Source organism: Halorussus salinus (genome assembly GCF_004765815.2).
Classification (GTDB): Archaea; Halobacteriota; Halobacteria; order Halobacteriales; family Haladaptataceae; genus Halorussus; species Halorussus salinus.
Window position 1 is genome coordinate 35465 of sequence record NZ_SBIS02000007.1, and the last position, 24862, is coordinate 60326.

Genomic DNA, 24862 nt, shown 5'->3' on the forward strand with positions numbered 1-24862 from the left:
GACGAACGGGCCGTCGGCTACTACCACGTCGGCGTCGGCAATCGTGTCCGAAATCGGTCGGCTACGAATTTCAGCGTGGGGTTCTCATCTGCGGTGCTGTCGGTCCCGTCTTACTTTGCGCTACTATCTCTAGTCGTCCATCGAACAAACATGTGTGATTACATCAGTATAATCATAAATATAATTATAGAAAAATGTAAGTAATGCTCGGTATTTTACCTAAGTTGCATGTCGTCAGATAGCCTAAAAGATCAGATCGAAGCGGCATACGAACAGGACGAGCGACCCGTCGAAGCGGGAACCGAACAGGCTGGCCAGATGACCGTCGCCTTCTGTGGCGGTCACTACACCAACCTCGAATAGTTCCCCGACCGCGAAGACGATGAACTGCGGGCCTCCGGCCTCGACCAGCGGACTGCGACAGTAGGGGTCGGAGGTCGGATATAGCGATGGAACCCCGAGCGATTCTGACGTGCTTGCGACGCGCTATCGCCTTCTGACTCGATGTATCGGATTCGATAGGCTTTTGTACCTCTACGCTCGGCTTGGTTTAAGTATGGTAAGCAGAGCAGATAGGGTCGCCGTGACGGTACTTGCCGCCAGCGTCCTCCTCGGTCTCGTCGCGGGAGCGGGAGGTGTGGCGGGCGACCGACCCAACTCGTCGGGGACCGCCGAACCGCCCACGACATCCACGCTGGTGGTTGCCGAGAACGGGAGCGGCAGTTACGAGTCGATTCAAGCAGCAATCGACGCGGCGTCACCCGGCGCGACGGTCGAGGTCCGACCGGGAACGTACGACGAACGACTCGTGATAGACTCGTCGATTACGGTGGTGGCTCCCGACGGCGCGACGCTAAACGGGGAGGTCCTGCCGGGTGAGGCGACGGCGCTCACGATTTCTTCGGGGAGCGGAGCCGAACCGGTAATCGACGGACTGACCATCACCAACTACTACGACGCCGTCTCGGCCAACGATACTGCTGGCGGGTGGACGCTCCGCAACGTCACTATCCGGAACAATCGGAACGACGGCGTCATCGCCAACCGTGCGAGCGGCGAGTGGTCCATCCGCAACTCCACGATTCGGGAAAACGCCGACGAGGGGCTAGAGGCCGAGAACACCACCGGCGCGTGGACGATACGCGGGACGAGTATCGCGAAAAACGAGGACGACGGCATCGACGTGGATGGCGCGGACACCACCGGTGCGTGGACGATTCGGAACTCGACTATTCGCCGGAGCGGGGACGACGCCATCGACGCCGACGAGGCGCAGGGTGCGTGGATGGTCCGAAACACGGTCATCAGCAACAACCGGAACGGTATCCAGATAATCGACGGTTCCGGGGACTGGACAGTCGCCGACAGCATTATTCGTAACAATACCGGATACGGCGTCTACGCGGGGAGCGGCACAGGAGACTGGACGATTCGCCACACTCACTTCCTGTACAACGTGGTAACGAGCGTCCACGCCGCCGGAACCAGCGGCGACTGGGGGATTCGAAACACGACTATCCGCGATTCCAACGTCGGAGTCAACGCGAACTCCTCGACGGGCAACTGGACTATCAGTCGCTCCAGCATCCAGAACACGTCGGTTCCCAAGTTCGACTTGACCGGCGAGGGAACCGGCATCTACGCTCCCAACTCAACGGGGGCGTGGACGGTCCGGCGGTCGAACATCGACGACAACGCCGAACACGCCATCGACGCGACCGGTTCGGCTACCCGAGGAGACGCGACTCGCAACTGGTGGGGCGCAGCGGACGGGCCGAGCGAGGGCGACTGCGTCGGGAGCGTGGACTGTAGCGCCTCGCTCTCGTCGTCCGCTCGCGTCCCGGACCCGCCGACGATAGGTTCGGACGCCGACGCCGATGCCGTGTCCAGCGACGGCGGCATCGGACTACTCTCGTTCGTCGTAGTCGGCGCACTTGCGGCCGTCCTGATTACGCTGACCGTGCTGACTCGACGGTACACCTAAGTGCCCCGGAACTCCGACAACGAACACCGATTGTTCTCTCTGCTGGCACGTCGAACGTCACCCGCCCTCGCCGACCCCGTTGAGTTCCGGGTCGAACAAGTCCTCGATGCGGCAGTCGAAGTGGTCGGCCAACTTGAAGGCGAGTTCGATGGAGGGGTCGTACCGCTCGCGTTCGATGGCGTTTATCGTCTGGCGCGTCACGCCGACCGCCGCCGCGAGGTCGGCCTGACTGATGCCTTCGGCGTCCCGGCGCGCTCGAATTTCGTTCTTCATGAGCGAACGCGAAGGACGCCGTAGACGACCGCGAACAGTACGTAGACGCCGATGAAGCCGTAGAGGACGGGCCAGACCGCTTCGGGGAGCGCGTAGTCGCTGACCCGCGGGAGGAGTCGGCCCACCGACGCGGTAATCGCCAGTATCGGTGCGAGTAGCGTGAGCGTCCACCTGCTCGCGCGCTCTTCGAGCGCCTTGTCCCGTTCGTCGAACAGCGTCACCGAGGAGCCGTACAGGACGGCGAAGAACCCGACGACTGCGACCCAGTAGACGGCTTCGCTGACCAGCGGGTAGCCGAGTACCTCCCGGAGGAGCAGGGCGATGGCTACGCCCCCGAGGAGGATGCTGAACATCAGGCGACGGTACTTGCGTTGCTTCGCGAGGGGACTCCGGTCGGAGGTTCGTGTCTGTGTCATCGGTGGTGTAAAGCTCGCGTGGTGTAAAGCTCGCGTGTCGTAAAGCACGCTTTACAGTAAAGTAGACTTTACACTCGTACTTAAATCTATCGCTGGCCGAAAGTCCGGGATTTCGAGTCCTCTGTCGTGTGAAATACAGGGAAAATTGGGTCAGGAACTGCTATTCCGCCCGGTCGTCTACTCGGTCAGGTCCGCCACGCGCTCGCTTAGCTCCTCGGGCGTCGTCACCGGCTCGGAACGCTCGCCGTCCACGACGACCACGGCGCTTCCCTCCCCGACCTCATCGCGTACCGCAGCAGCGCCCGGAATCACGACCTTCTCGTGGTCGGCGACCCGCATCGCGGCACGGTGGAGGTCCGACCCGGCCTCGTCGGCGACTTCGACGACGAGCGGGTCCCGGCAGAGTCGCGCCGCCGCGGTGGCGTAGGCCGCGACCTGCACACCGAGGCGGTCGGCCGCGTCGGCGAACGCCGCGATGGCCTCCTCGGCGGCCTCCCGATAGCGGTTCTCGCCGGTGAGAATCGCGAGGTCGGTCAGCGCGTCGGCGAGTTCGGCGTTGTGGTCCAGCGGGCGCAGGGGTCGGTCCAGCAGGCCCGGTCCCTCGCGGGGGCCGTCCACGAACGCGCCGGACGGCGACGAGTCGCCGTCCGCGTCGGTCTCGCCTGCATCGGTCTCGCGCAACTCGGCCAGCGCGTAGTCGGCCACCTCCCGCGCCGCGTCGAGGTATCGCTCGTCGCCCGTGACCTGCCGGGCGGTCGTGAGTGCGGTCAGGAGGTGGCTCTGGTCCGCGAGGAGTCCGGTCTCGCTCTCCTCGGCGTCGCCCGCCGCCGCGGCGTCGAAGTGCGTGACCGCGCCCTCCTCGACCAGTTCGGTCAGCACGTAGTCGAGCGCGCGCTCGGCGTAGGTTCGGGCGCGCTCGTCGTCGGTGTAAGCGTAGTAGGTCAGGAGCGCGTCGGCCGCCATCGCGTTCCAGTCGGCGAAGGCGGTCGGGTCCACCGGGGGCGCGTCGGCGGCCTCGCGGTCGCTCGGCGCGAGGTCGTAGTAGTCGGGTTCGGTGTCGTCCGATTCCGGCGACTCGTCCGCGTCGGCCTCGTTCGCGTCGGCCTCGTTCGCGTCGGCCTCGTTCGCGTCGGCCTCGCCCTCGTCTCCGCTCTCCGGCACGTCCGGCGAGTCGCCGGGGGCCTGACTCCCCGCGAAGGCGTCGATGTCGCCGTTCCAAAGCGTCGTCGTCAGGTACTCGATGGCGCGCTCGGCCGGGGCGCGGTAGTCGTCGTCGCCGGTGTAGAGGTAGGCGTTGGCGAACGCCCGGACCAGCGCGGCGTTGGTCGAGAGCAGTTTCTCGTGGTGGACCTCCGACCAGTCGCGGCCCTCCGCGAACCGGAAGAAGCCGCCGTCGTAGTCGTCGGCGAGGTACTGGCTCACGGCTTGTAGCGTCCCGAGCGCCTGCTCGCGCTCGCGCTTCAGCGCGAACTCGACGGTCCGGGGGAGCGGGAACTTCTCGCTGTCGCCCCACCCGCCCCACTGCTCGTCGAACTTCTCGCCCAACTGCCCGGCGACCAACTGCTCGATTTCGGGGGATAGTTCGCCCGCGGGCGGGTCCTCCCGGAGGCTCCGCGGGATGCGCGCGGCCTCCTCGCCCTTGTGGCTCCAGAGGTCCCGGACGCGCTGGACGACCTGTCGCATCCCGTCGATGCCGAGGTAGGTCGCGCCCGTCAACAGGTCGCCGTCGGGCGTGCAGAAGACCGTCGAGGGGAACCCGCCCACGTTGTACCGCTCGCGGACCCGCGGCTGGCGGTCGATGTCCACCCGAACCGGCACGAACGAGTCGTTGACGTTCGCGGCGACCATCGGGTTGCTGTACGCCTCGCGGTCCATCTCGTGACACCACGAACACCACGTCGCCGACAGCGAGACGAGGACCGGCTTGTCTTCGTCGCGGGCCTCCTCGAAGGCGGCCGCGCCCCACTCGCGCCACTCGACTTTGGTCTCCTCGGCGCTTTCGTTCATTCTACGTCGGAGTTGGGAGCGGGTCGGGATGGGTCTTGCTATGTCGGCGTTTCGCGGTGACTTTGCGGTTGGTTCGGAGTTCGGTTCGTGATTTGGGGTGTCTCTTGGGCGATGCGAGTCGGTCAAGTTCACCTGTCGAGAGACAGGAAGAAGTTCCGAAAGAAGCTAGCTTCAGGCTTGAACATGGGAGTCTCCCGCCACCGCACAGCACCGCACCTCGTCCTCCCCAACCTCCTCACTCCCTCGTTTCACTCGGTCGTTCGTCCCTCGCGCGGTTGGCGCGTCGCCCACGGCGACGCGTCCGCACGCGCCGAGTCGGAATAGACATCCGAAACCCGACTAACCCCGCGAGCGAATCGCGCCGAGCGAGACGCTTACGGTCCCCCGCCACGAAGGGCGAGGCGTGCAGCAAGAGCGGCTCCTGTTCGGGTTGGCGGCGGTCCTCGCGGGCATCGCCACGCTCGAATTCGTGCTGGCGTTCGTCTACACGCCCGCGCTCCTCGCAATCGCGGTCCCCTTCGGGGTCGCCGCCTACCTCGTCTGGTACCACGCGAGCGGTCGGCTCCGCGAGCGCGTCGCGAGCGGGCGGGCCGGGAGCTACCGGCGCGCCGACTCCGAGACCGGCGGGTTCGGTGCCGGGCCGCGCGACTCTTTCTCGGGTCGCCGGGGGTTCGACGCCGACGGCGGCTTCGACGGCCGGGAGGCCCGTGGCCGACGCGCTCGCGGCGCGGCAGGTGGACGCGGCGAGCGAGGAGGCCGCGGGAGACGGCGCGCCCAAACCGTCGGCGACACCGGACCGACCCCTGCGGAGGCGTACCGCGTCCTCGACCTCGACAGGGACGCCGACGCCGACGACGTGCGACGAGCCTACCGCCGGAAGGTCAAGTCGGTCCACCCCGACCGCGAGACCGGCGACGAGGAGCAGTTCAAGCGTGTGAAGGAAGCCTACGAAGTGCTGAACGACCGGAACTGAGCCTCGGCGGTCCGAAATCTGCCTCGTCGGGGCGAAACTCCGCGACGGAACCGCCACGGCGCTTACCAATCGGATTTATTACGGATGGGTCACAACACGTCGCTAACTTTCGCTCCGCCATGTCAGCGAACTCCCCGTCCCGCGTCGTCGCCCTCGTCGCAGTCCTCCTCGTCGCCAGCGTCGTCCCGGCCCTCGCCACGAGCGGGACCGGGAACGCTACCGCGGCGAGCGTGTCGTTCACGCCGAGCGTCGTCTACGAGGAGCGCGGCGACGTGGCCAACATCACGGTCCAGACCAACGGCGGCGGCTACCTCAACATCGGGTCGCCCTCGGACGCGTTCTGGTTGCGAATAAAGGTTGGCGGCGGGAAGAAAAAGGTCAGGTTGGATACGTATCGCGCGGGAATGGCGAAGAGTCGTGAAGAAATGGAGAAAGCCATCTCCGGCGGTACGCTGATCGAGTTCGGTCTCTCGGACCTGAACAAACCGCTCGGTGCCGCCAAGTACACGATGAACGTCACGAGGAACGGCAACGAACTCGGCATCGGCGCGCTCGTCCTCGAAGAGCGCGGGACGTTCGGCGTCTCCACCCGAATCGCGCCCGACGGGGTCGGCGCGAAGGAGGTCTCCTCGAAGCAGGGCATGGAGAAACACGGAGTCGCACCCGGCGGCAAAGTCGCCTACGACGACTGGCTACTCGTCCACATCAACGCGACCGGTGTCAAGGGGGCGCTCGATGCGGCCATCCTGAGCGAGAACGACGACGTAATGCAGGTAAACTTCGTGCAGACGAGCACGCAACCGAACGCTGACCCTAACCGGTTCTACGGTGCAGAAGCCTCGCGCGTCTTCACCGTCGGCGACCGGGAGGGATTCTACCTCGCGGTGGACACGAGTAGCCACGGCATCGAACCCGGCGACGCGTACCGCGTCGAGTTCGTCGTTCCGAAGGAGAGTCCGCTGACGAAGAAGCGCGAGAACGTTTCGGCCAATATCAAAGTCGTGGACCGCCAAGTGGACCTGAATCGCAACGGACCGGGCGAGAAAATCGTCGTAGACGGGAAGACCACGATTCGCGGGAGTACGTCGCTGACGCCCGGTTCGACCATCAACATCTCGGCGCGCGACGACGACATCCCGCCGTTCCACATGGGTCGGACCGTCACGGTCACGAACGAGCGGACGTTCGAGACGACGTTCGACTTCTCGGACATCGAACCCGGCCGGGAGTTCGACATTCGGCTAGCGGACCAGAAGCGCACCGTTCCGGGAATCGTCGCCATCGAGGCGACGCCGACCGCGACGACGGCCGCACCCGACCCGACGACGACGGCGACACCGGACCCGACGACCACCGAGACCGCGACGCGGACGACCGCGCCGCCGGATACTGCGACCCAAACGACGAAGACAACCGCGGCGGGCCTGACGCAGGCCCCCGTAGACGCCACCTCGAAACCGCTGACCCAACGGGCGGTCGAGAACGCGAGCGACGCTGACGGCGCGAGCGACGGTGGCGGTGGCGGCGGTCTCGTCCCGGTCCCCGGATTCGGCCCGCTCGTCGGACTCGTCGCACTGCTGGCGGGTGGCCTCGTTGCCGCCCGCCGGAGGTAGGCGATGTTTTTTATACGGGGGCTGAGGATATGAAGGCGAACACGGTTCCCCCGCGGTGAAATCATGTTGCAGGGAATGGACCAATCGGAGTTCGGGCAGTTCGTTGCGGCCCTCTGGGAGCGTCAAGGCTGGCAGACGCAGGTCAAGAACGACGACGGGAAGACGTTCGTCGCGGTCCAACGACCGAACACGGGCGAGGAGGGCCTGTTGTGGGCGATTCCCGACGGCGAGGTTGGGGGCCAACAGGTCCAGCAGTTCGCCAAGGTGTGCCAGCAGTACGAGGTCTCCGAGTCGGCCATCGTCACCGCCGGGACCGTCTCGGACCACGCTGAGAAGGTCTCGCAGGGGTCGGGCGTCGAACTCCTCGACGGCGAGGGCGTCGCCCGCATCCTGAAACAGAAGGAGTGGACCGACCTCGCCGACGAGTACGGCGGCGGGGACGCCGGAAGAGAGGCCAGCAGTGGGTCCGACGACGCCGACTCCCCGCTCGACCAGTTGCGGGCGGTCGGCGACCGGATAGGGGCGAACCTCTCGGGCGCGCTCGGGGACACGTCCGTCCCGGTGAAACCCGCCCTCGCGGTCGTGGTCGTGGTCGCGCTACTGGCCGCGGGCCTCCTCTCGGGCGTCTCGATACCCTTCCTCGGCGGCGGTGGCGACGGCCCGGTCTCCGCCGAGTCGGTCTCGCCCGACAACAGCGCGACGACGCTCAGCGTCACGTGGAACGCCCGCGTCACCGACACCATCGACCCGAACGAGAGCGACGGGCAGGCGTATCCCGCACCGCGGGGCAAGCAGTTCGTCCTCGTCCGAATGGCCATCAACAACACCGGCGAGGAGAAGACCCAACTGACGAAGTCGGCGTTCAAGTTCCGGACCGACAACCGGACCTACGGCCAGCAACCGCTGGCCGACCACGAGGGGTTCATCGACTTCGCCATCTCGCCGAGGCAACGCTACACCGGGTGGTTGGTGTTCGCGGTGCCGGAGGGGTCGTCCGGAACCCTCGTCTACGACCAGAACGCGACCGGAACCCCCGTCACGGTCGAGTTTACGCGCGATTCGGACCTCGCGGTCACCGTCGCCCGACGGTAACATTCTTCCGCCTTCCCCCGATAACGAACTAATCCTGAGAGGCGTGTATTCGACGGATAACGTGGGTAACGTAGTCGTACGGACGCGGGCAAGGCTTTTGACGACTCCGCCCTAATTCCGTCACATGTGCCCGAACAGGGCCGCGTTGCAGCAGGCCCTCGACCGCGGCGAACAGGAGGGCGGCAGCGTCGAGTTCAAAGAACGACTTACTCGGGAACTGCACCTCGCGGACGGCCGGATGGAGAGTCTCGCGGCCCAACTCCGCCACCGCGTACTGTCCGGCGACGGCGAAGCGACCTACGTCGTCGGCGTGACCGACGACGGCGGCATCGCCGGAATCAGCCACGACGACTTCTCGGAGTCGATGGACGTGCTGAGTCTCCTCGCCGAGGAGGCCGGTGCCCACATCGAGGACGTACAGACGTGGGGCATCACCGACGGGACCGTCACAACCGAAGGCGAAGCCGAGGGTCTCGTCGGCGTCGCCACGGTTCGGGAGGGCGCGATGCTCGACACCGACAGCGAACACATCGTGGTCGGGACCGCGGGCCACGTCGACCACGGCAAGTCCACGCTGGTCGGGTCGCTCGTGACCGGACAGGCCGACGACGGCGAGGGCGGCACGCGCGGGTTCCTCGACGTGCAACCCCACGAGGTCGAGCGGGGCCTCTCGGCGGACCTCTCGTACGCCGTCTACGGTTTCGACGGCGAGGGGCCGGTCCGGATGGACAACCCCCACCGGAAGACCGACCGAGCGCGCGTGGTCGAGGAGTCCGACAAACTGGTCTCGTTCGTGGACACCGTGGGCCACGAGCCGTGGCTCCGGACCACGATTCGGGGGCTGGTCGGCCAGAAACTCGACTACGGCCTGCTGACCGTGGCCGCCGACGACGGGCCGACGAAGACCACCCGCGAGCATCTTGGCGTCCTGCTGGCGACCGAACTCCCGACCGTCGTCGCCATCACGAAGGCCGACGCCGTGGCACCCGAGCGCGTCGCCGAGGTCGAGCGCGAGGTCGAGCGCCTGCTCCGAGACGTTGACAAGACTCCTCTGCTGGTGGACCGCCACGGCGTGGACGCCGCAGTCGAGGAGATAAGCGAGAACGTCGTCCCGGTGCTGACGACCAGCGCGGTCACGATGGACGGACTGGACACGCTGGACGAGTTGTTCGAGCGCCTGCCCAAGACGACCGCCCAGTCGGGACCCTTCCGGATGTACATCGACCGGACCTACTCGGTGACGGGCGTCGGCGCGGTCGCCTCCGGCACCATCATGTCCGGCGAGGTCGAGGCGGGCGACGAGTTGCTGTTGGGACCGATGGCCGACGGCGCGTTCCGCGAGGTCGAAGTCCGGTCCATCGAGATGCACTACCACCGCGTGGACGAGGCGAAGGCGGGCCGCATCGTCGGCATCGCGCTGAAGGGCGTCCGCGAGGAGGACATCGAGCGCGGCATGGTTCTCCTCCCGGCGGACGCCGACCCCGAACCGGTCCGGGAGTTCGAGGCCGAGGTCGTCGTCCTCAACCACCCGACCAGAATCGACGACGGCTACGAGCCGGTCGTCCACCTCGAAACCGTCAGCGAGGCCGCGACGTTCCACCCCGAAGGCGGCCAACTCCTGCCGGGCGACTCGGGCAACACGACGGTCCGGTTCAAGTTCCGGCCCTACCTCGTCGAGGAGGGCCAACGCTTCGTCTTCCGCGAGGGGCAGAGCAAGGGCGTCGGCACGGTGAAAGCCGTGAACCCCGGCGAGGAGTCGGACTCGGACGCGGGCGACCGCAGTGAGGGCCAGTAGGAACGTGGACCGGAACCGACTCGTCACCACCGCCACGAAGGCGTTCGCGGCCGTCCTGTTCCTCCTCAGTGTCGCGGGACTCGTCGTCGCGGTCCGGACCGGCGAGGGAATCGTCTCGGCGCTGTTCGGGGTCTACCTGACCGGGCTTCTCGTCGGGGGAATCTTCCGGAACGCGATGGACACGCGCAACTGGCAGGTGGCCTTCTTCGCCGGGGTCGCTCTGTGGGGCGGTTACGAGTACGCCACGGCGGGCGACCTGTTCTCGCTGTTGCTCGCCGTATTGGGCGTCGTGATGGTCGCCGCGAACCTACTGGACCTCCGATGATCAGTCTTCTCGGTCGTCTCGGTCCGCGTCCGGATGTGACTCGTCTGGAGCGTGGACGGCCCACTCGTCGGGGTCCTCCTCGCCGAGGCGGTCGTTGAGTGCCGAAGTCGTCTGGAAGTAGTTACTGAAGGACGCGAGGCGCTGTTCGTCGTCGGTGATGGCCCAGTACGGACCCTTGTGACGAACGAGGGCACGGTCTTCCAGTCTCCCGAGAACGTTGCCGATGGAGTTCTTACTCACGCCGGTTTGTTCCGCGATTTCGGCGGGCTTGAACGCTCGGCTGTCGTTGTGAGCGAGAAATCGGAGGACGCGCTCGCCGTTCGTCAGGTCGGCGAGTTCGGTCTCGCTCTTCTCTTCGAACTCATCGATGTCGATGGACACGAACGTACGTACTGCACGTAACGTAATTACTGTTACTCCGTAACTATCGTACTCGGGGTACACACCGAACAGCGACCCACCGACGTTTTTCAGTCCGGCGTCCGCAGTCCCGGATGTGACCCGACGCTCGCCCTCCCGAGCGCAGTTCGACGTGACCCTCGTCGCCAAGGTGTTCGCCTCGCTCCTCTTCGCGGTCGCGCTGGCGGCCGCCGCGCTGTCGGTCCGCGAAGGCGGCATCGACGCGCTGGCGACCAGCGCGAGCAGTCTCTACATCACCGGCGTCCTCGCGGTCGGCGTCCTTCGCGACGCGACCGACACGCGCCGCTGGCGAGTGGCCTTCTTCGGTGGGATGGTCGGCTTCGGACTGGTCGAGTACGCGGCCTCCTCGGAGTGGTACAGCCTGCTGATGGTCGCGGCGGGCGCGGGGATGCTCGTGGCGGACGCGTTCGACCGGTTCTCCGAGTGACCCTCCTCCTGCGGTCGAAACCGGCGACCCCGAAGGCGTCAGTCTCCCGAGTACGCCCACTCCGTCAGCGACGACACCGAGGAGTCCGGCACCGGGTCCGGGTTCGCGGTCCGGTTCTCCTCGGCGGACACCCAGACCGAGCGCAGACCCGCCGCGTGAGCGCCCGCCACGTCCGACGACAGCGAGTCGCCGACGTGGACCGCGCGGTCCGGTTCGATGCCCAACTCCGAGAGGGCGACTTCGAAGGGTTCGGGGTCGGGCTTGGCGGCCGCGTCGTGGCCCGCGAACACGACCGTCTCGAAGCGGTGGGCCAGACCGGCCGCCTCCAACTTCGTGGCCTGCATCTCGGGCGGGCCGTTGGTCACGACGCCGAGGGCGTGGTCGGCCGCGAGCGCGTCCAGCGCCGCGGTCGCACCGGGAAGGCACTCGACGCGGGACTGGTCGCGCTCCTCGCGGAAGGCCTCGGCGACCGCCCGACCGCGTTCGGGGTCCAAACCGCTGTCGTCGGCGATTGCGGCGAAGCAGTTCGCCCGGCCCTCGGCGATGGAGACGCCGGGCGCGAGGTGGTCCTCGAACCGGTCGAAGTACTCGCTCACGTCGAAAAACGGGGCGACGCCCGCCGACTCGAAGGCGAGACCGAGGAGCCGTCCGGGCGACCGTTCGTACTCCACGAGTGTCCCGTCGAGGTCGAAGAGAACGGCGTCCGCGTCGGCGAGCGCGGGGCGGTCGGCGAGTGCGGAGTCGGCGGATGCGGGGTCGGCGAGCGGCGGGTCGTCGGCCATGCTCTCGGTAGCGACGAGAACCGCGGACCGAAAAACCGTGTCGGTCGCGGCCGACCGGGGTCGAGCCGCCTCGATTCGACCGACTGAACCTCGGCGACGAGTGTCAGCGACGGGACCGTTGTCGCTTCGGAGGCCAACCATTAAGTCGAGGCTGTGAGAATTCCGACCGAATGGCAGGCGAAGATGTCGGCGAGCCGTCGGGGGCGGACGACTCGCTGGAGGGGTGGCTCGACGCGAAGGCCGAGGAGCTAGGCGTGAGCCGCGAGGAACTCCTCGCTCGCCTCCGGAACGGCGACGCGCCCGAGGCCGTAGACGGCGAGGCGTTCGCGGCGCTCCAGCGGGAGTTCGGTGAGCGACTGTCGGCGACCCGCGAGGAGTTCGAGACCCAACTCGCGGAGGTCGAGGCCGACCTCGCCGACGCCGAGCAGGAGTTCGACGAGAAGATTCAGGACGTGCGCGAGCGGGTGGTACAGGTCAAACGCGAGACGGACGGGAAGGCCCCCGCCGACCACGACCACCCCGACCTGCGCGAGGAGACCGAAAGCGTGGCCGACCGCGCCGACCGACTGGCCGACGAACTCGACGCGCTCTCGGCGAGCGTCGAGGAACTGGACGAGCAGGTCCAGACCGGCTTCGACAACTACGAGGACGTACTCGAATACCTGACCGACGCGACCGACGACCTCGAAGCCAGACTGACCACGCTCGCGGAGGTCACCGTCGAGTTGCGCGACCAGACACGGACGCTGACCGCGCGCCACGCCGCCCGCGCGGCGGCCGACGAACTCGCCCATCTGGCCAACCGCCGGGGCGTCGAATCGGCCAAGTGCGGCCACTGCGGCGAGACGGTCCACGTCGGCCTGCTGGCCGAACCGAAGTGCCCCCACTGTGCCAGCACGTTCAGCGACGTGGAACCCAAGCAGGGGCTGTTCGGGTCGGCGAAACTCGTCGTCGGCGACCCGCCCGCGCTGGAGGGCGAGCGCGCCGACTGGGACCTCGGGGACGTGACCGAGACCGAGAATCGCGATGTCGAACGCCGCGATGTCGAGAGCGCCCTCGACGACGTTCTCGGCGAGGAGGACGGATGAGCGACGAGCGCGACGACCGAGACGGGTCGGAACGCGACGACCGAGCGCGACCGCCGGAGCGGGGCGACCGCGACCCCGACGAACCGCTCGGGGACCTCGCCGAGGAGGTCCGCCAGCGGACGGGAAGGCGGTCCCGGCGCGACGAGGCGTCCCCCGGACGCGACGGCGAGCGCCCCGACGGACGTGACGGCCGGGACCGCTCGGAGCGCGAGGGGCCGCTGGCCGACGTGGCCGCGGCGGTGGACGAGCGCCGTACCCGCAAGCGCGACGACGCCGACGCCTTCGAGTCGGTCGAGGTGGGCGAAGTGGACGGCGAGCGACTCTGGGAGGAGTTGGCCGCTGGCGGCGAGGGGGAGACGGCGTCGGCCCCGGCCGACCGGTCCGGCGACGCGGCAGTCTCGTCGGGGAGTACGTCCGATCCTTCGACAGACGCGGCGAACGCGACCGCGGCGGGCGCGACCACGGCGGACGCGACGAACGCGACCGCGGCGGAGTCGGCGGCGACGGACTCGCCTGCCGACTGGGTCGCGGACGAAGCCGACCGCGCCGCCGACCCCGCGGGCCGCGACGTGCGGACGATTCCGAAGACGACCTGTCACGGCTGTCCGCACTTCGGCGAGCCGCCGGAGTTGGCTTGCACGCACGAGGGCACCGACATTCTGGCGATGGTAGACTCCGACCACTTCCGGGTCGCCGACTGTCCGATGGTGGTAGACGGCGAGGAGGACATCGGAACCATCACCGACACGGACGGCGAGTCGGACGACTCGTGACTCGGGCAACTCCGGCCGACCGGGTTATCCGACCGGAGCGCGAACGCCGAGCGTGTTCGAGCATCTCGGAGAGACGGCGCTCCGACTGGTCGAGCAGTACGGCTACCTCGCGCTCGCCGTGTTCACGTTTCTAGAGGCGTCGATGCTCTTTCCGCTCCTGCCGAGCGAAGTGGTCGTGCCCGGCGCGGCGGCGCTCCTCGTCGCCGGTCCCGTCACGTTCGCGCTGTTCGCCGCCGCGGTGGTCGTCGGAACGACGGTCGGGAGCCTGTTCGCGTACCACGTCTTCGGCGAGCGCGGGCGCTCGGCGCTCTCGTCGCGCGGCGGGTCGCTCCGGGTCTCGGAGGAGCGAATCGAGCGCGCGACGGGATGGTTCCGGCGCTGGGGCGAGCATTCGGTCCTCTGGGGGCGGCTTCTGCCGGTCCTGCGCTCGGTGGTCTCGATTCCGGCGGGGCTGGCGGGGATGGCCCGCTGGAAGTTCACGCTCTACTCGGCGGTCGGCGCGCTCGCGTTCGCGGCGGTCGTGGCGGCGGCAGTCGAGACGGGCCTGAACCTGCTCGGTCTCGGGTGAAGAAATACTCGAATCGACGCGATTCGAAGACGGAGAAAATCGAACGTGGCCCTTATCAGTACCCGCGAGTTACCTCCGAGCATGCAATTCTGCGACGAATGCGGCTCCATGATGAAGTCGATGGGGTCGAAGATGGTCTGTACGAACGACGACTGTCAGGACACCACCGACAAGGACGAGGAGGTCGCCGCGGAGTTCGTCTCGACCGAGGAGCAGAGCGGCGACGAGGTCATCGAGACCTCCGAGGACGCCAACTTCGAGGGCAAGCCGACCGCCGACGACGTGACCTGCGACGAGTGCGGCCACGGCAAGGCGTGGTACACCATCAAGCAGACCGGCGCGGCCGACGAACCGCCGACGCGTTTCTTCAAGTGTCAAGAGTGTGGCCACCGCTGGCGGGAGTACAGCTAACCGCGGTCTCGCCGACGGTGGGCGGCGAGGGGGAACTCAGTACTCGCGGTCGTCGCGTCTCGCGGGCGGCGTCTTCGAGACCACGAATCCGAGTTCGCTCCGGTGGTCGGCGACCGTCCGATACGCCGATTCCCGGAACTCCTCGTAGTCCTCGAAGTTGCGGAGGAACCCGACCAGCGGCCCGAGACCGTCGCCGACGTTCGACCGGACCAGCGCCTGTTCCAGCGACTCGCCACAGGAGTAGACCTCGCCATCGGTCAGGAGGTGGGAACACTCCTCGTAGTCGTCGGGCAGGCGCGCGCGCTGGTCGTCGGTCAGGTTCGAGAACCCGACGATTTCGAAGTCCGACCGGCGCTCGAAGAAGTCGGCCCACCACGTACAGAAGCCACAGTCGTCGTCGTAGACGAGCGTCACGTCGCTCATACCGTGATAGACGAGCGTCGGGCAACTAATTCCTACTGGATTCGACCACTCCGAGCGTCGGTAACGCCGCGAGCAGAAGCGCCGAGCGTCCCGGCACGAGGCGACGATAGGTCGCGCTTTCCCCGCCTCTGCCGTCGAATAGAAACCTGATGTATGATTGTAGCGAACACCAAACTATAAATATCGCCGCTGGCTGTCTGACAGTGGATACAATGGGTGCGGACGTGACGGAACTCGTCGAGGCAGTGAAATCAGGTGACAGCACTGCCGACGTGGAGGCCATCGCGGACCACGAACTCCCGCCGGAGGTCACGGAACTCGTCGAGGAGTACGAGCGGTTCGACGGCACACGCGACCCCTTCCTCTGGAAGTGGTTTCACTGGCTGACCCCGCAGTTCACGTTCTCGTTCGTGCCCGACGAACACGTCGCCGACGCCCGGACGGCGAAGATGCTCGCTGGCGTCTTCATCACCATCGTCGACGACTTCTTGGAGAAAGACCACGACCGCGAGACGTTCGACGAGGCGGTGAAAATTCCCCACGCCGAGTACGAGGCCGACACCGACCGCGAGGAGGTCCAGACACGCCAACTCGAACTCGTCCGCGAGGTCTGGGCGACGCTGTGTGACGTACTGAAACGCGCCCCGCGGTCCGAGGAGTACTTCCCCCTACTGCGGTTCGACGCCGAGCAGGCGACCAACGCGGTCCACTACTCCTACCTGCTGGACAGATACCCCGAACTCGCAAACACCAGAGAGCTGACGGTCCACGAGTCGCACAACATCATGATGTTCGCGTACGCGGACATCGACCTGATGTTCGGGCCGACGTTCCCCCGGTCGGACCTCGCGACGCTCCGCCAGATGGTGTGGCAGGCCCAGATGATGGCCCGCATCGGCAACTGGATCGCCACGTGGGAACGCGAGGTCCACGAAATCGACTTCAGTTCCGGCCCGGTCGTCCACGCGCTGGAATCGGGGCTGCTGGACTACGACGAACTCGAACGGCTCCGGACCGACGCGGCGTTCCGCGAGACGGTCATCGAGGAGCTTCGGGACGCTGGCGTCGAAGCCGTCTTCTTCGAGCAGTGGCAGCGCCACTACGAGGAGTTGGAACGACTCGCCGCGGACCTCTCGGCCATCGACGCCACCTCGTACGTCGAGGGGATGGAGACGGTCCTCCAGTACTTCCTCCGGGCGAAGGGCAGAATCTGACTACTTGGTGGACTGGACGACCCGAACGAAGGGGGCCTCCTCGACGTGGTCCACGATGCCCATCGACTTGGTGGTCTCGGAGATGGACTTCTCGACCTGCACGTACTGGATGCCGTTCTCGTGTTTCCACGTCCGGAACATGTGCTGGGCGTCGTAGACGAAGAACTCCGCGAGGTTGGTCCCCATCGTGTCGGGGTTGTGGACGTACATCGCGGTGTCGTCGTCGAAGGCGATGTCCTCGCGCGCCCAGTAGTAGATTTCCCGGACCTGCGACGGCTCGAACCACCGGAGCAGGGCCTCGGTGTAGACCAGCGCCATCACGGGCAGGTCGCGTCGGTCGGTGATGTCGGCCAGCACGCGCTTGACGAAGTTCATCGAGAGCGTCTTGCTCTTGGCGACCAGTCGGCTGAGGAGGCCGCTCGACGAGACGGTGTAGACGTTCCGGTGGTCGCCGTAGGCGTTCCACGCGTTGAACGAGTCGAGGACGAACAGCGCGTTCGAGTCCAGCAGGTCGCCGATGTCCGCGTCGAGGGGAAGCATCGACTCGAAGCGGTCGGGCGTCAGCGACGGCGAGGGGACGAGCCAGATGCCCATCCCCGATTCGAGCGCGCTGGCGGCCGCGCCGACCACCAGTCCGTCTACGAACGCTCGCCCGTCGTGTTCGAAGAGGACGCCGCTCCCCTTGGTGATGCCGCCGCTGATTCGGTCCAGTCCCTCGAAGCCCGTCGAGATAACGTCGTCGCGGTCGGCCCCGGTTTCGTGGGTCCGGTTCTGGGGCGTCAGGAACACGCCGCTCTCGTCGATTCCGAGTTCGTACTCGCGGGTGTCGTGGTCGATGCCCCGCATCTTGAGGACCCGGAGGAACCGCCGGGAGTTACCCTCGACCTCGTTGCGGCGGAGTCGGACGACGCCGTGAGTCGAGAACTCCAACACCGTCTCGGGCGAGAGTCGGTCGCCCGACTCGTCGCCCGAGTCGCCCGCGGTCGATTCGGCGGTCAACAGCGAGGTCGCCCCGAAGTCGTCGGTGAACAGGCGCACGAGGTCGAGAATCGCCCGCTGGAAGAAATGGGAGTCGCTCTCGATGCCCGCGAGACTCGCGGTGCTGTCGAACACCACGCGGTCGCAGGGACCGAACCGCGAGAGGTACTCCTCGACGTACTGCATCTCGAAGGGGGCCGAGTACCCCTCGCCCAACACCTCCTCGTCGGTCGAGGTCTGCATCGTCAAGTTCTGCTCGCCCTCTTCGAGCGTGCGACCGGTGCGGGCGTGGAGGTGGACCAGCGTCAGGTTCGGGTGGTCCAACTCGAAGTCGAACTCCTCGAACGCCGAGCGCAACTCGTCGGCAGTCTGCTCGGTCGAGACGTAGAGACACTCCTCGCCGTCGTCCAGTCCCTGCTGGAGGAACTGCATGGCGAGCGTACTCTTGCCGACTCCCGGCCCACCGGACGCTAGAATCGACCGGTTCTCCGGAAACCCACCGTCGAGGATTCGGTCCAACACGTCGCTCCCCGTAGAGACTGGCATTTGTCGTGCGTTCTCGTCCTCCCGACTTGAACTTAACACTTTACTTCGCTCGATTCACCGGGAAACTTCGGTGAAATTGAAACGACGACGACGACTTTTCGATGGAAGACCGACGACACGTCGTCGGCTCCCGGCGGTGAGCAGAGTTTACTCGTCTTCGAGTGGCAATTTTCACGCCTTCCCGACGTTTTAGCCCCCGTAGCGCGTACCACGTGGTATGCAACTCCACGCCAGAGACGTGCGCCGGGACGTGCGGGAACTCGGCGCGCTCCTCGGAGACGTACTCGAAGCCCAGACCTCGGCGGAGGCGTTCGAGATAGTCGAATCCGTCCGGACCGAGGCCATCGACTACCGGCGCGGCGACGCCGAGAGTCGCGACGACTTGCGCGCGAACCTCGCGGACCTGCCGCCCGAGCGCGCCGGGGTCGTGGCGCGCGCGTTCGCCACTTACTTCGAACTCATCAACCTCGCCGAGGAGCGCGAACGCGTCCGGGCCGTCCGCGAGGGGTCCGAGGAGGGACCGCTCGCCGACAGCGTGGCCGAGGCCGCCCGACTCCTCGCCGAGAACGGGGCCGACGCAGAGGAGGTCCAGCGGGTCTTGGACGACGTGCTGGTCGAACCCACCTTCACCGCCCACCCGACCGAGGCCCGCCGGAAGACGGTGAAGGCGAAACTCCGGGCGGTCGCGGAGGCCATCGAGACGTTAGACGAGCGCAGGCTGACCGACCGCGAGGAGGAACTGGTCGAGCGCGATTTGGAGGCCGAAGTGACGAGCCTCTGGCAGACGCCGCAGGTCCGCCAGCGCAGGCCCGAAGTCACCGACGAGGCGCTGAACGTCCAGTGGTACCTCGAAAACACGCTGTTCGACGTGGTGGGTGACGCCTACGACGAACTGGAGCGCGCGCTCGGCGACGAGTTCGAGGACGTGGAGGTGCCCAAGCTCTTCGAGTTCCGGTCGTGGGCCGGGAGCGACCGGGACGGCAACCCCTACGTCACGCCCGACGTGACCGCCGAGACGCTGGAACGCCAGCGCGAGGTCGTCGTCTCGCGCTACCGCGAGGAGTGCAAGCGCCTCTCGGGGGTCCTGAGCCAAGACGACCGGAGCGTCGCGGTCGGCGACGACTTGCGAGAGCGACTGGAGGCCGACCGCGAGCGACTGCCGGGCGTCGCCGACGAGGCCCGAGAGCGGTACCCCGACGAACCGTACCGTCAGAAGCTGAAGCTGATGCGCGAACGCCTCGACCGCGTGGGCGACGTGCGTCCCGGCGGCTACGACGACGCCGACGAACTGCTGGCCGACGTGGACGCCTTGGCCGACAGCCTGCGCGAGAACGGCGCGGAGACGGTCGCGGAGGCCCGCGTGGACCCGCTCCGGCGGCGCGTCGCTACCTTCGGTCTCTCGCTGGCGAGCCTCGACCTGCGCGACCACCAGAAGAACCACACCGAGGCCGTCACCGAGGCGCTGGCCCGCGAAGGCATCGACTACGGCGAGATGGACGAAGACGAGCGCGTCGAGACGCTGACCGACGCCATCCTACAGGACGAACCCATCATCGACCTCGACGGGGGCGACGACCTCTCGGAGACGACCGAGCGCGTCCTCACGCTGTTCGACCGCACCGCCGACTGGCAGGTCGAGTACGGCGTCGAGGCCATCGACACCTACTGCATCAGCATGACCGAGGAGCCGAGTCACGTCCTCGAAGTCCTCTTCCTCGCGGACCAAGCCGGAGTCGTGGACCTGCCGGGCTACTCGGGGCTGGACGTGGTGCCCCTGCTGGAGACCGAGTCGGCGCTCTCGGGTGCCCGGCGCATCATGGGCACGCTGTTCGAGAACGAAGCCTACTCGGCCGCGGTGGAGGCCCGCGGCGGCACGCAGGAAATCATGCTGGGCTACTCGGATTCGAACAAGGAGAACGGCTTCCTCGCGGCCAACTGGAGCCTCTACCGCAACCAGAAGCGACTCGCGGACATCTGCGACGACCACGACGTGCGCCTGCGACTGTTCCACGGTCGGGGCGGCTCAATCTCGCGGGGCGGCGGCCCGATGAACGACGCCCTGCTGGCGCTCCCGAACGAGACGGTGACGGGCGAGGTCAAATTCACCGAGCAGGGCGAGGCCATCGCCGAGAAGTACGCCAACCCCAAAATCGCCGAGCGGAACCTCGAACAGATGCTCAACGCCCAGATCCGGGCGCGCCACGAGGCGGTCCGCGAACCGGTCGAGGAGGTCCCCGACGAGTGGGACGAAGCGATGGAGACGGCCGCGGACGCCGCCCGCGAGGCCTATCGCAATCTGCTGGAGACCGACGGCTTCGTCTCGTACTTCGAGGACGCGACGCCAATCGAGGTCATCGAGGAGTTGAACCTCGGCTCGCGCCCGGCCTCGCGGTCGGGCGAGCGCACGGTCGAGGACCTGCGGGCGATTCCGTGGGTGTTCTCGTGGACCCAAGCCCGGTGTATCCTGCCGGGGTGGTACTCGCTGGCCTCCGGGTTGGACGCCTACCTCGACTCCGAGGGTGACGTAGAAACCCTGCGCGAGATGTACGACGAGTGGCCGTTCTTCCGGACGATGGTGGACAACGCCGCCCTCGCGCTGGCCCGGACCGACCTCGACATCGCCGCGGAGTACGCCGACCTCGCGCCAAGCGACCGGCGCGAGCAGTTCTTCCCGGTCATCGAGTCGGAGTACGACCGCGCGGTCGAACTCGTGACCGACATCGCCGAACGCGACGGCCTGCTGACCCGCGAGTGGTTGGAGGAGAGTCTGGAGCGCCGCAACCCCTACGTGGACCCGCTGAACCTCCTCCAGACGAAACTCCTCTCCCAGTCGCACCTGACTCCCGAGGAGGAACGCACCCTGCGCCTGACGGTAAAGGGCATCGCGGCCGGGATGAAGAACACGGGGTAGTCGCGGTCGCAGTCGCGGTTGTGGTTGCTGGCGTTGCAGTTTGCGGTTGCAGTCGCGGTTGTGGTTGCTGGCGTTGCAGTTTGCGGTTGCAGTCGCGGTTGTGGTTGCTGGCGTTGCAGTTTGCGGTTGCAGTCGCGGTTGTGGTTGCTGGCGTTGCGGTCGCGGTTGCGGTTTTCAGCGGCTCAAGAATAGTGGTCGTCGCAGTTGCCGGTGCGGTCGAGACTTTTCAGATGATAGCCGTACTCGCAAAATAGGACGAAGCAGACGGAGAAAGCTCTCCCGCCGATAGATTGCCCTACAGTTTCGACACCGTGTCGTCGAGGTCGGTTATCATCATCACCTGCTCTTCGGTCGCGGCGGCGATGTTGTCCACCTCCTCGGAGACGCGGTCGGCCTTCTCGGCGGCGTCGTCTATCATGCTGGCGACCTCTTCCGTACTGGCGGCCTGCTGGTCGGTCGCGTCGGTAATCTCGCCCATCCCGGTCGCGGTTTCGGTCGCGGCGTCCACGATGCGCTCTAGCTTGTCGCCGGTCTGCTCGACCGCGTCAACCGTCTCGGAGATGGACCGCTCGCTCTCGCCGAGACTGTCGAGGGTACTCTGGGCGCGGTCCTCGATGCGTTCGACCATCGACTCGATTTCGGAGGCGCGGGTCTGGGACTCCTCGGCGAGGTTCTTGACCTCCTCGGCGACGACCGCGAAGCCGTCTCCGGCCTCGCCAGCGCGGGCCGCCTCGATGGAGGCGTTGAGCGCCAGCAGGTTGGTCTGGTCGGCCACGTCGTTTATCATGTCCACCGCGTCGCCGATTTCCTCCACGGCGTCCTGCAAGGCTTGGGCGTCCTCCACGATGCTCTCGCGGGCCTCGTCGGTGTCCTTGGTCGCCTCGATGGCGCGCTCGCCGAGTTCCTTGCCCTCCTCGGCGAGTTGCTGGGCCTCGCGGCTCTGCTCGCCGACCTCCTCGGCGCTGGCGGCTATCTCCTCGATGGTGGCGCTCTGCTTGGAGACCTCGGTGGCGATCTGGTTCATCCGGTCGGACTGCTCGTCGGTGAGTTGGCTGATTTCTTGGGCGCTCTGGTTCACGTCCTCCGACGAAGCGTCCAAGTCGGTCACGGTCGCCTGCGTCTTCTCGCCGATGGCCTCCGCGCGGTCGAGTCGCTGTTCCAGTCGCTCGTTCTCCTCGCGCAACTGCTCGACCTCCTCGCGGAGGTCCTCGTCCGCACCGCCGACCCCGTAGGCGTCGAGACCGACGCCCGCGTCGAGCGCCGACAGGCGCGCGAGCGACGCGACTTCCTCGAACGCCTCGCCGACGTGGGCCTCGACCTGCTCGACTACCACGTCGAGGTCGTCTCCGGCCGAGTCGTCGGCGACGACCGCTCCGCCGTCAGTCCGCTCCGCTCCCTGACGAGGGTCGCGGTCGTTCGACCGCTCGCCGCCGTCGGTGGCCGCCTCGCCGGACTCGTCGCCGTCGGCGGTCGGCGCGAGTTCCCGGACGGTCTCCTCGATGTCGGCCTCCAGTCGCTCCCGGAGCGCGGGCAGGACCGCCTCGACCCAGCGAGCGTGACTGGCGAGGTACGCCGACGGCGATAGCCCGAGGGCGTCGTGGGCCGCCCCGAAGCGCCCGCGCTCGGCGAACGCGTCGGCGTCGAACTCCGCCGCGGTCAGCGCCGTACCGAAGTCCGCGAGCGTCGCGGCCTGTTCGTCGTCCACGTCGTCGCGACTCTCGTACCCCGCGAGGAGCCTATCGACGATGGCTCCCTCGCGGTCGGCCAGCGAGAGGTTCGCGAGCGTCTCGGCGTCCGTCTGGTCGAACCCGACGAGCGCCTTCCGAGCGTCGAGTTCGTCCGGGGCGAGCGCGACCGAAGTGTCGTCCTCGGCGAATATTTCAGTCATTTTAGTCAATCACAAAATATATATCGAGGGACTTAAATCAATGCGATTTCCGGCGACGGGACGCCGAAGTTCGCGGCCCGAAGCGTGACAGACAGCGACGAGGCGGTCGTCCGAGGGCGACGCTCAGTCCCGCCGCTACAGATTTTGCCCGAAGCCGGGTACTCGAACCGACACGGGGCCGAGTGACGGCAACAACCGTTACAGGTGTCGGCGGCGTGTTTCGAAGCAGGTGGGGAGATGACCGAGAAACGACCATTTGACTTCGATAGACGGAGCTTTCTCAAGCAGAGTGTCGTCGGCGCGTTCGGCGTCGGCGGAGCGACGAGCAGTCTCACTGGTGGCGTGCGCGCCCAAGACGGAGGCGGCCAAGGGGGCGACACCGACGAGGAGGACCAAGACGGTTCTTTCTACGGTCGGCGGATGGTGCTTCAGTATCCCGACCGCCTCGGTGGAAACGTCCGCCAGAAGCTGATCATCATGACCGACCGGAAAGACCGAACTCCCGACCAGATTCAAGGAATAAACGAGGAGGCGGTCGCCCAGTGTAACTTCGGCGACGAGTGGCCCCCCGAGAACCTCAATATCTGGGAGGGCATCCTCGTCGATTGGAAGAACGCGGGTCGGACGGTCGGATTCTACGGCCGGAATCCGACGGTGAGAGCGACCCAACTGGTCGAGCGCGACACCATCTTCGTAGACGCACAGCCCTCCGACATCCCGCTCGGTACGCCGTTCGTTATCTCCCGGACCAACCGGTGTCCCGACGGGCTGTTGGGCGTCGAAGCCATCAAAGTGCCGGGAATCGACGTGAAGACCGGGCCGGGCGTGAGTACCGACGACGGGGCGGGAGATAACTGAACGCCAGACCGACGTGCCGACGCCGGTAGCCGCATCAGCTTCGTTCGGGCACCCCTTCGTGACCGTTCAAGGGGAAGTTGGCTCGTTCGAACGACGCGATACTCCGGGCGAACGAGGAGACCGAGTCACTCGACGGCCTCCTCGTCCTCGATTTGGCCGTGGACCACGTAGAACCCCACGAGTAGCGCCGCGAGGAGCAACGCGTAGACGCCCGCGATGGTGATGGCCTCGGTCGGAGAGTACTCGTCGGGCTTGAAGATGATAATCTGACGGACGACCGCGATGAGGCCCGCGTGGATGACCGCGATGACGACGCTCTGGGCCTCGACGTACGCCACGACGGTTTTGTAGAGTTCCACGACGACGAACAGATAGAGGACGATGTCGATGGCCGACCGAATCAGCGAGACGATGTCCGTGGGTTCGGTCGCGCCGAAGGTCGTCAGCGACGCGACGATGGTGATGCCGAGATTGACCACGCCCAACAGGAGCAAGACGACCAGAAACGCGGCGATGACCGTCTGGAGGAACGTCACCGACCCCTCCAGCCAGTCGGTGACGCGCGTTGCTTGCAACCGGTCCATTAGCGTACAACTCGTCCGCCCGCCGGAAGTGCGTTCTGCCCCCGAACCGCGGTTCACATCGGGAGACGCTCGCCAGCGCCGGTCTCGGCGTCAGTGATAAGGACATATTTAGGATTTCGTTCACTCTCTATACATTTGTTTACTAGTTGTAAGTATTGCTCCACACGAGGAGACCGCCGTTCTCGCCAAGGTTCAAGTACGAGAGCGCGACGACCCTCGCCCGGACGTTTCGTGCGGTCGGCCGGAGTCGGGGCCGGGGACCGCCAGTCCGACTAACCTGAGAGAGGGCTGAGCCAAGCGTCGCGGAGTCGCCTCCTCGGTAATCGAATTCAACCAGTTGCGAGCGGAATATCACGGTGCGAGGAGGACCCCACCGTTCGAGGGAGGACCCCCGTGCGAGCAGGAGCGACGCGTCCGGAGAGACCGTATCGCTCGTGCCGAAACGGTAACTGACGGCGACTGGCCGCACTGCACGGCGTCCGACCGCACTGCACGGCGTCCGACCGCACTGCA

General features: G+C 66.6%; 24 protein-coding genes. 15 read left to right on the top strand and 9 right to left on the bottom strand.

Annotation, left to right across the window (positions count from 1 at the left end):
* Positions 1 to 228: 228 nt before the first annotated feature.
* A complete protein-coding gene (locus EPL00_RS24065) occupies positions 229 to 363 on the top strand; it encodes a hypothetical protein (protein ID WP_274380999.1) in 135 nt (44 codons plus the stop codon).
* Positions 364 to 556: 193 nt separating this feature from the next.
* On the top strand, positions 557 to 1984 hold the full coding sequence (locus EPL00_RS13705) for a right-handed parallel beta-helix repeat-containing protein (RefSeq protein ID WP_135853904.1): 1428 nt from the start codon (positions 557 to 559) through the stop codon (positions 1982 to 1984).
* 57 nt (positions 1985 to 2041) lie between these two features.
* Here EPL00_RS13705 and EPL00_RS13710 read toward each other — a convergent pair whose 3' ends face one another.
* The 3 genes from EPL00_RS13710 to EPL00_RS13720 form a co-directional block, all read right to left on the bottom strand.
* A complete protein-coding gene (locus EPL00_RS13710; protein WP_135853905.1) occupies positions 2042 to 2257 on the bottom strand; it encodes a helix-turn-helix transcriptional regulator in 216 nt (71 codons plus the stop codon).
* Positions 2254 to 2673: a DUF2178 domain-containing protein gene (locus tag EPL00_RS13715; protein ID WP_238398207.1), complete on the bottom strand. Its 420-nt coding sequence runs from the start codon at positions 2671 to 2673 to the stop codon at positions 2254 to 2256. The genes EPL00_RS13710 and EPL00_RS13715 overlap by 4 nt, the downstream gene beginning before the upstream one ends.
* A gap of 177 nt (positions 2674 to 2850) precedes the next feature.
* Positions 2851 to 4680, bottom strand: coding sequence for a DUF255 domain-containing protein (locus tag EPL00_RS13720; protein ID WP_135853906.1), 1830 nt, complete (start codon positions 4678 to 4680; stop codon positions 2851 to 2853).
* Between the two features lie 403 nt (positions 4681 to 5083).
* Between EPL00_RS13720 and EPL00_RS13725 the strand changes: the two genes are divergently transcribed.
* From EPL00_RS13725 to EPL00_RS13745, 5 genes are all read left to right on the top strand, one after another.
* The gene (locus EPL00_RS13725; protein ID WP_135853907.1) at positions 5084 to 5653 is read left to right on the top strand and encodes a DnaJ domain-containing protein; all 570 of its coding nucleotides are present in this window, start codon (positions 5084 to 5086) and stop codon (positions 5651 to 5653) included.
* A gap of 119 nt (positions 5654 to 5772) precedes the next feature.
* Positions 5773 to 7266 carry a BGTF surface domain-containing protein gene (locus tag EPL00_RS13730; RefSeq protein WP_135853908.1) on the top strand — a complete coding sequence of 498 codons (1494 nt, stop codon included), beginning with the start codon at positions 5773 to 5775 and terminating at the stop codon, positions 7264 to 7266.
* A gap of 63 nt (positions 7267 to 7329) precedes the next feature.
* Positions 7330 to 8358 (top strand): restriction endonuclease, encoded by a 1029-nt coding sequence (locus tag EPL00_RS13735; RefSeq protein ID WP_135853909.1) that lies wholly within the window; start codon positions 7330 to 7332, stop codon positions 8356 to 8358.
* Between the two features lie 124 nt (positions 8359 to 8482).
* Positions 8483 to 10153: a GTPBP1 family GTP-binding protein gene (locus EPL00_RS13740; RefSeq protein WP_135853910.1), complete on the top strand. Its 1671-nt coding sequence runs from the start codon at positions 8483 to 8485 to the stop codon at positions 10151 to 10153.
* Complete coding sequence (locus EPL00_RS13745) at positions 10140 to 10478, top strand: hypothetical protein (protein ID WP_135853911.1); 339 nt, start codon at positions 10140 to 10142, stop codon at positions 10476 to 10478. Before EPL00_RS13740 ends, EPL00_RS13745 begins: the two co-directional genes overlap by 14 nt.
* On the opposite strand, the gene EPL00_RS13750 is transcribed toward EPL00_RS13745, so the two are convergent.
* Positions 10479 to 10859 (bottom strand): MarR family transcriptional regulator, encoded by a 381-nt coding sequence (locus tag EPL00_RS13750; protein WP_135853912.1) that lies wholly within the window; start codon positions 10857 to 10859, stop codon positions 10479 to 10481.
* Between the two features lie 115 nt (positions 10860 to 10974).
* Here EPL00_RS13750 and EPL00_RS13755 point away from each other — a divergent pair, with 115 nt between their 5' ends.
* Positions 10975 to 11325 (top strand): hypothetical protein, encoded by a 351-nt coding sequence (locus tag EPL00_RS13755; RefSeq protein WP_135853913.1) that lies wholly within the window; start codon positions 10975 to 10977, stop codon positions 11323 to 11325.
* Between the two features lie 38 nt (positions 11326 to 11363).
* Here the strand turns inward: EPL00_RS13755 and EPL00_RS13760 are convergent, their stop codons facing one another.
* Positions 11364 to 12107, bottom strand: coding sequence for an HAD family hydrolase (locus EPL00_RS13760; protein ID WP_135853914.1), 744 nt, complete (start codon positions 12105 to 12107; stop codon positions 11364 to 11366).
* A gap of 170 nt (positions 12108 to 12277) precedes the next feature.
* Here EPL00_RS13760 and EPL00_RS13765 point away from each other — a divergent pair, with 170 nt between their 5' ends.
* The 4 genes from EPL00_RS13765 (at position 12278) to EPL00_RS13780 (ending at position 14947) form a co-directional block, all read left to right on the top strand.
* Positions 12278 to 13195: a coiled-coil domain-containing protein gene (locus tag EPL00_RS13765; protein WP_135853915.1), complete on the top strand. Its 918-nt coding sequence runs from the start codon at positions 12278 to 12280 to the stop codon at positions 13193 to 13195.
* On the top strand, positions 13192 to 13968 hold the full coding sequence (locus tag EPL00_RS23825; RefSeq protein ID WP_238398208.1) for a hypothetical protein: 777 nt from the start codon (positions 13192 to 13194) through the stop codon (positions 13966 to 13968). The genes EPL00_RS13765 and EPL00_RS23825 overlap by 4 nt, the downstream gene beginning before the upstream one ends.
* Before the next feature lie 52 nt (positions 13969 to 14020).
* Entirely contained in the window at positions 14021 to 14536 is a 516-nt protein-coding gene (locus EPL00_RS13775) for a DedA family protein (RefSeq protein ID WP_135853916.1), read from the top strand.
* A gap of 81 nt (positions 14537 to 14617) precedes the next feature.
* Positions 14618 to 14947: a transcription factor S gene (locus EPL00_RS13780; protein ID WP_135853917.1), complete on the top strand. Its 330-nt coding sequence runs from the start codon at positions 14618 to 14620 to the stop codon at positions 14945 to 14947.
* A gap of 36 nt (positions 14948 to 14983) precedes the next feature.
* Here the strand turns inward: EPL00_RS13780 and EPL00_RS13785 are convergent, their stop codons facing one another.
* On the bottom strand, positions 14984 to 15370 hold the full coding sequence (locus tag EPL00_RS13785) for a DCC1-like thiol-disulfide oxidoreductase family protein (RefSeq protein ID WP_135853918.1): 387 nt from the start codon (positions 15368 to 15370) through the stop codon (positions 14984 to 14986).
* A 203-nt stretch (positions 15371 to 15573) separates the two neighbouring features.
* Between EPL00_RS13785 and EPL00_RS13790 the strand changes: the two genes are divergently transcribed.
* Positions 15574 to 16584, top strand: a complete 1011-nt coding sequence (locus tag EPL00_RS13790; RefSeq protein WP_162224223.1) for a hypothetical protein — start codon at positions 15574 to 15576, stop codon at positions 16582 to 16584.
* Here EPL00_RS13790 and EPL00_RS13795 read toward each other — a convergent pair whose 3' ends face one another.
* Complete coding sequence (locus EPL00_RS13795; protein WP_135853920.1) at positions 16585 to 18108, bottom strand: RAD55 family ATPase; 1524 nt, start codon at positions 18106 to 18108, stop codon at positions 16585 to 16587. It lies immediately after the preceding gene.
* A 217-nt stretch (positions 18109 to 18325) separates the two neighbouring features.
* On the opposite strand from EPL00_RS13795, the gene ppc reads away from it, so the two are divergent.
* Positions 18326 to 21019 (top strand): phosphoenolpyruvate carboxylase, encoded by a 2694-nt coding sequence (ppc, locus tag EPL00_RS13800; RefSeq protein ID WP_135853921.1) that lies wholly within the window; start codon positions 18326 to 18328, stop codon positions 21017 to 21019.
* A 295-nt stretch (positions 21020 to 21314) separates the two neighbouring features.
* Here ppc and EPL00_RS13805 read toward each other — a convergent pair whose 3' ends face one another.
* Positions 21315 to 22907, bottom strand: a complete 1593-nt coding sequence (locus tag EPL00_RS13805) for a methyl-accepting chemotaxis protein (protein WP_135853831.1) — start codon at positions 22905 to 22907, stop codon at positions 21315 to 21317.
* A gap of 237 nt (positions 22908 to 23144) precedes the next feature.
* Here EPL00_RS13805 and EPL00_RS13810 point away from each other — a divergent pair, with 237 nt between their 5' ends.
* On the top strand, positions 23145 to 23765 hold the full coding sequence (locus EPL00_RS13810) for a hypothetical protein (protein WP_135853830.1): 621 nt from the start codon (positions 23145 to 23147) through the stop codon (positions 23763 to 23765).
* A 125-nt stretch (positions 23766 to 23890) separates the two neighbouring features.
* Here the strand turns inward: EPL00_RS13810 and EPL00_RS13815 are convergent, their stop codons facing one another.
* Positions 23891 to 24349: a phosphate-starvation-inducible PsiE family protein gene (locus tag EPL00_RS13815; protein WP_135853829.1), complete on the bottom strand. Its 459-nt coding sequence runs from the start codon at positions 24347 to 24349 to the stop codon at positions 23891 to 23893.
* Positions 24350 to 24862 lie beyond the last annotated feature (513 nt).

What these genes read in the sequence shown, in the direction of transcription:
- EPL00_RS13805 (WP_135853831.1), bottom strand. Translation starts at nt 22,907, where the DNA reads ATGACTGAAATATTCGCCGAGGACGACACTTCGGTCGCGCTCGCCCCG.
- EPL00_RS13795 (WP_135853920.1), bottom strand. Translation starts at nt 18,108, where the DNA reads ATGCCAGTCTCTACGGGGAGCGACGTGTTGGACCGAATCCTCGACGGT.
- EPL00_RS13760 (WP_135853914.1), bottom strand. Translation starts at nt 12,107, where the DNA reads ATGGCCGACGACCCGCCGCTCGCCGACCCCGCATCCGCCGACTCCGCA.
- ppc (WP_135853921.1), top strand. Translation starts at nt 18,326, where the DNA reads ATGCAACTCCACGCCAGAGACGTGCGCCGGGACGTGCGGGAACTCGGC.
- EPL00_RS24065 (WP_274380999.1), top strand. Translation starts at nt 229, where the DNA reads ATGTCGTCAGATAGCCTAAAAGATCAGATCGAAGCGGCATACGAACAG.
- EPL00_RS13780 (WP_135853917.1), top strand. Translation starts at nt 14,618, where the DNA reads ATGCAATTCTGCGACGAATGCGGCTCCATGATGAAGTCGATGGGGTCG.
- EPL00_RS13705 (WP_135853904.1), top strand. Translation starts at nt 557, where the DNA reads ATGGTAAGCAGAGCAGATAGGGTCGCCGTGACGGTACTTGCCGCCAGC.
- EPL00_RS13765 (WP_135853915.1), top strand. Translation starts at nt 12,278, where the DNA reads ATGGCAGGCGAAGATGTCGGCGAGCCGTCGGGGGCGGACGACTCGCTG.
- EPL00_RS13785 (WP_135853918.1), bottom strand. Translation starts at nt 15,370, where the DNA reads ATGAGCGACGTGACGCTCGTCTACGACGACGACTGTGGCTTCTGTACG.
- EPL00_RS13740 (WP_135853910.1), top strand. Translation starts at nt 8,483, where the DNA reads ATGTGCCCGAACAGGGCCGCGTTGCAGCAGGCCCTCGACCGCGGCGAA.
- EPL00_RS13710 (WP_135853905.1), bottom strand. Translation starts at nt 2,257, where the DNA reads ATGAAGAACGAAATTCGAGCGCGCCGGGACGCCGAAGGCATCAGTCAG.
- EPL00_RS13735 (WP_135853909.1), top strand. Translation starts at nt 7,330, where the DNA reads ATGTTGCAGGGAATGGACCAATCGGAGTTCGGGCAGTTCGTTGCGGCC.
- EPL00_RS13810 (WP_135853830.1), top strand. Translation starts at nt 23,145, where the DNA reads ATGACCGAGAAACGACCATTTGACTTCGATAGACGGAGCTTTCTCAAG.
- EPL00_RS13815 (WP_135853829.1), bottom strand. Translation starts at nt 24,349, where the DNA reads ATGGACCGGTTGCAAGCAACGCGCGTCACCGACTGGCTGGAGGGGTCG.
- EPL00_RS13715 (WP_238398207.1), bottom strand. Translation starts at nt 2,673, where the DNA reads ATGACACAGACACGAACCTCCGACCGGAGTCCCCTCGCGAAGCAACGC.
- EPL00_RS13730 (WP_135853908.1), top strand. Translation starts at nt 5,773, where the DNA reads ATGTCAGCGAACTCCCCGTCCCGCGTCGTCGCCCTCGTCGCAGTCCTC.
- EPL00_RS13720 (WP_135853906.1), bottom strand. Translation starts at nt 4,680, where the DNA reads ATGAACGAAAGCGCCGAGGAGACCAAAGTCGAGTGGCGCGAGTGGGGC.
- EPL00_RS23825 (WP_238398208.1), top strand. Translation starts at nt 13,192, where the DNA reads ATGAGCGACGAGCGCGACGACCGAGACGGGTCGGAACGCGACGACCGA.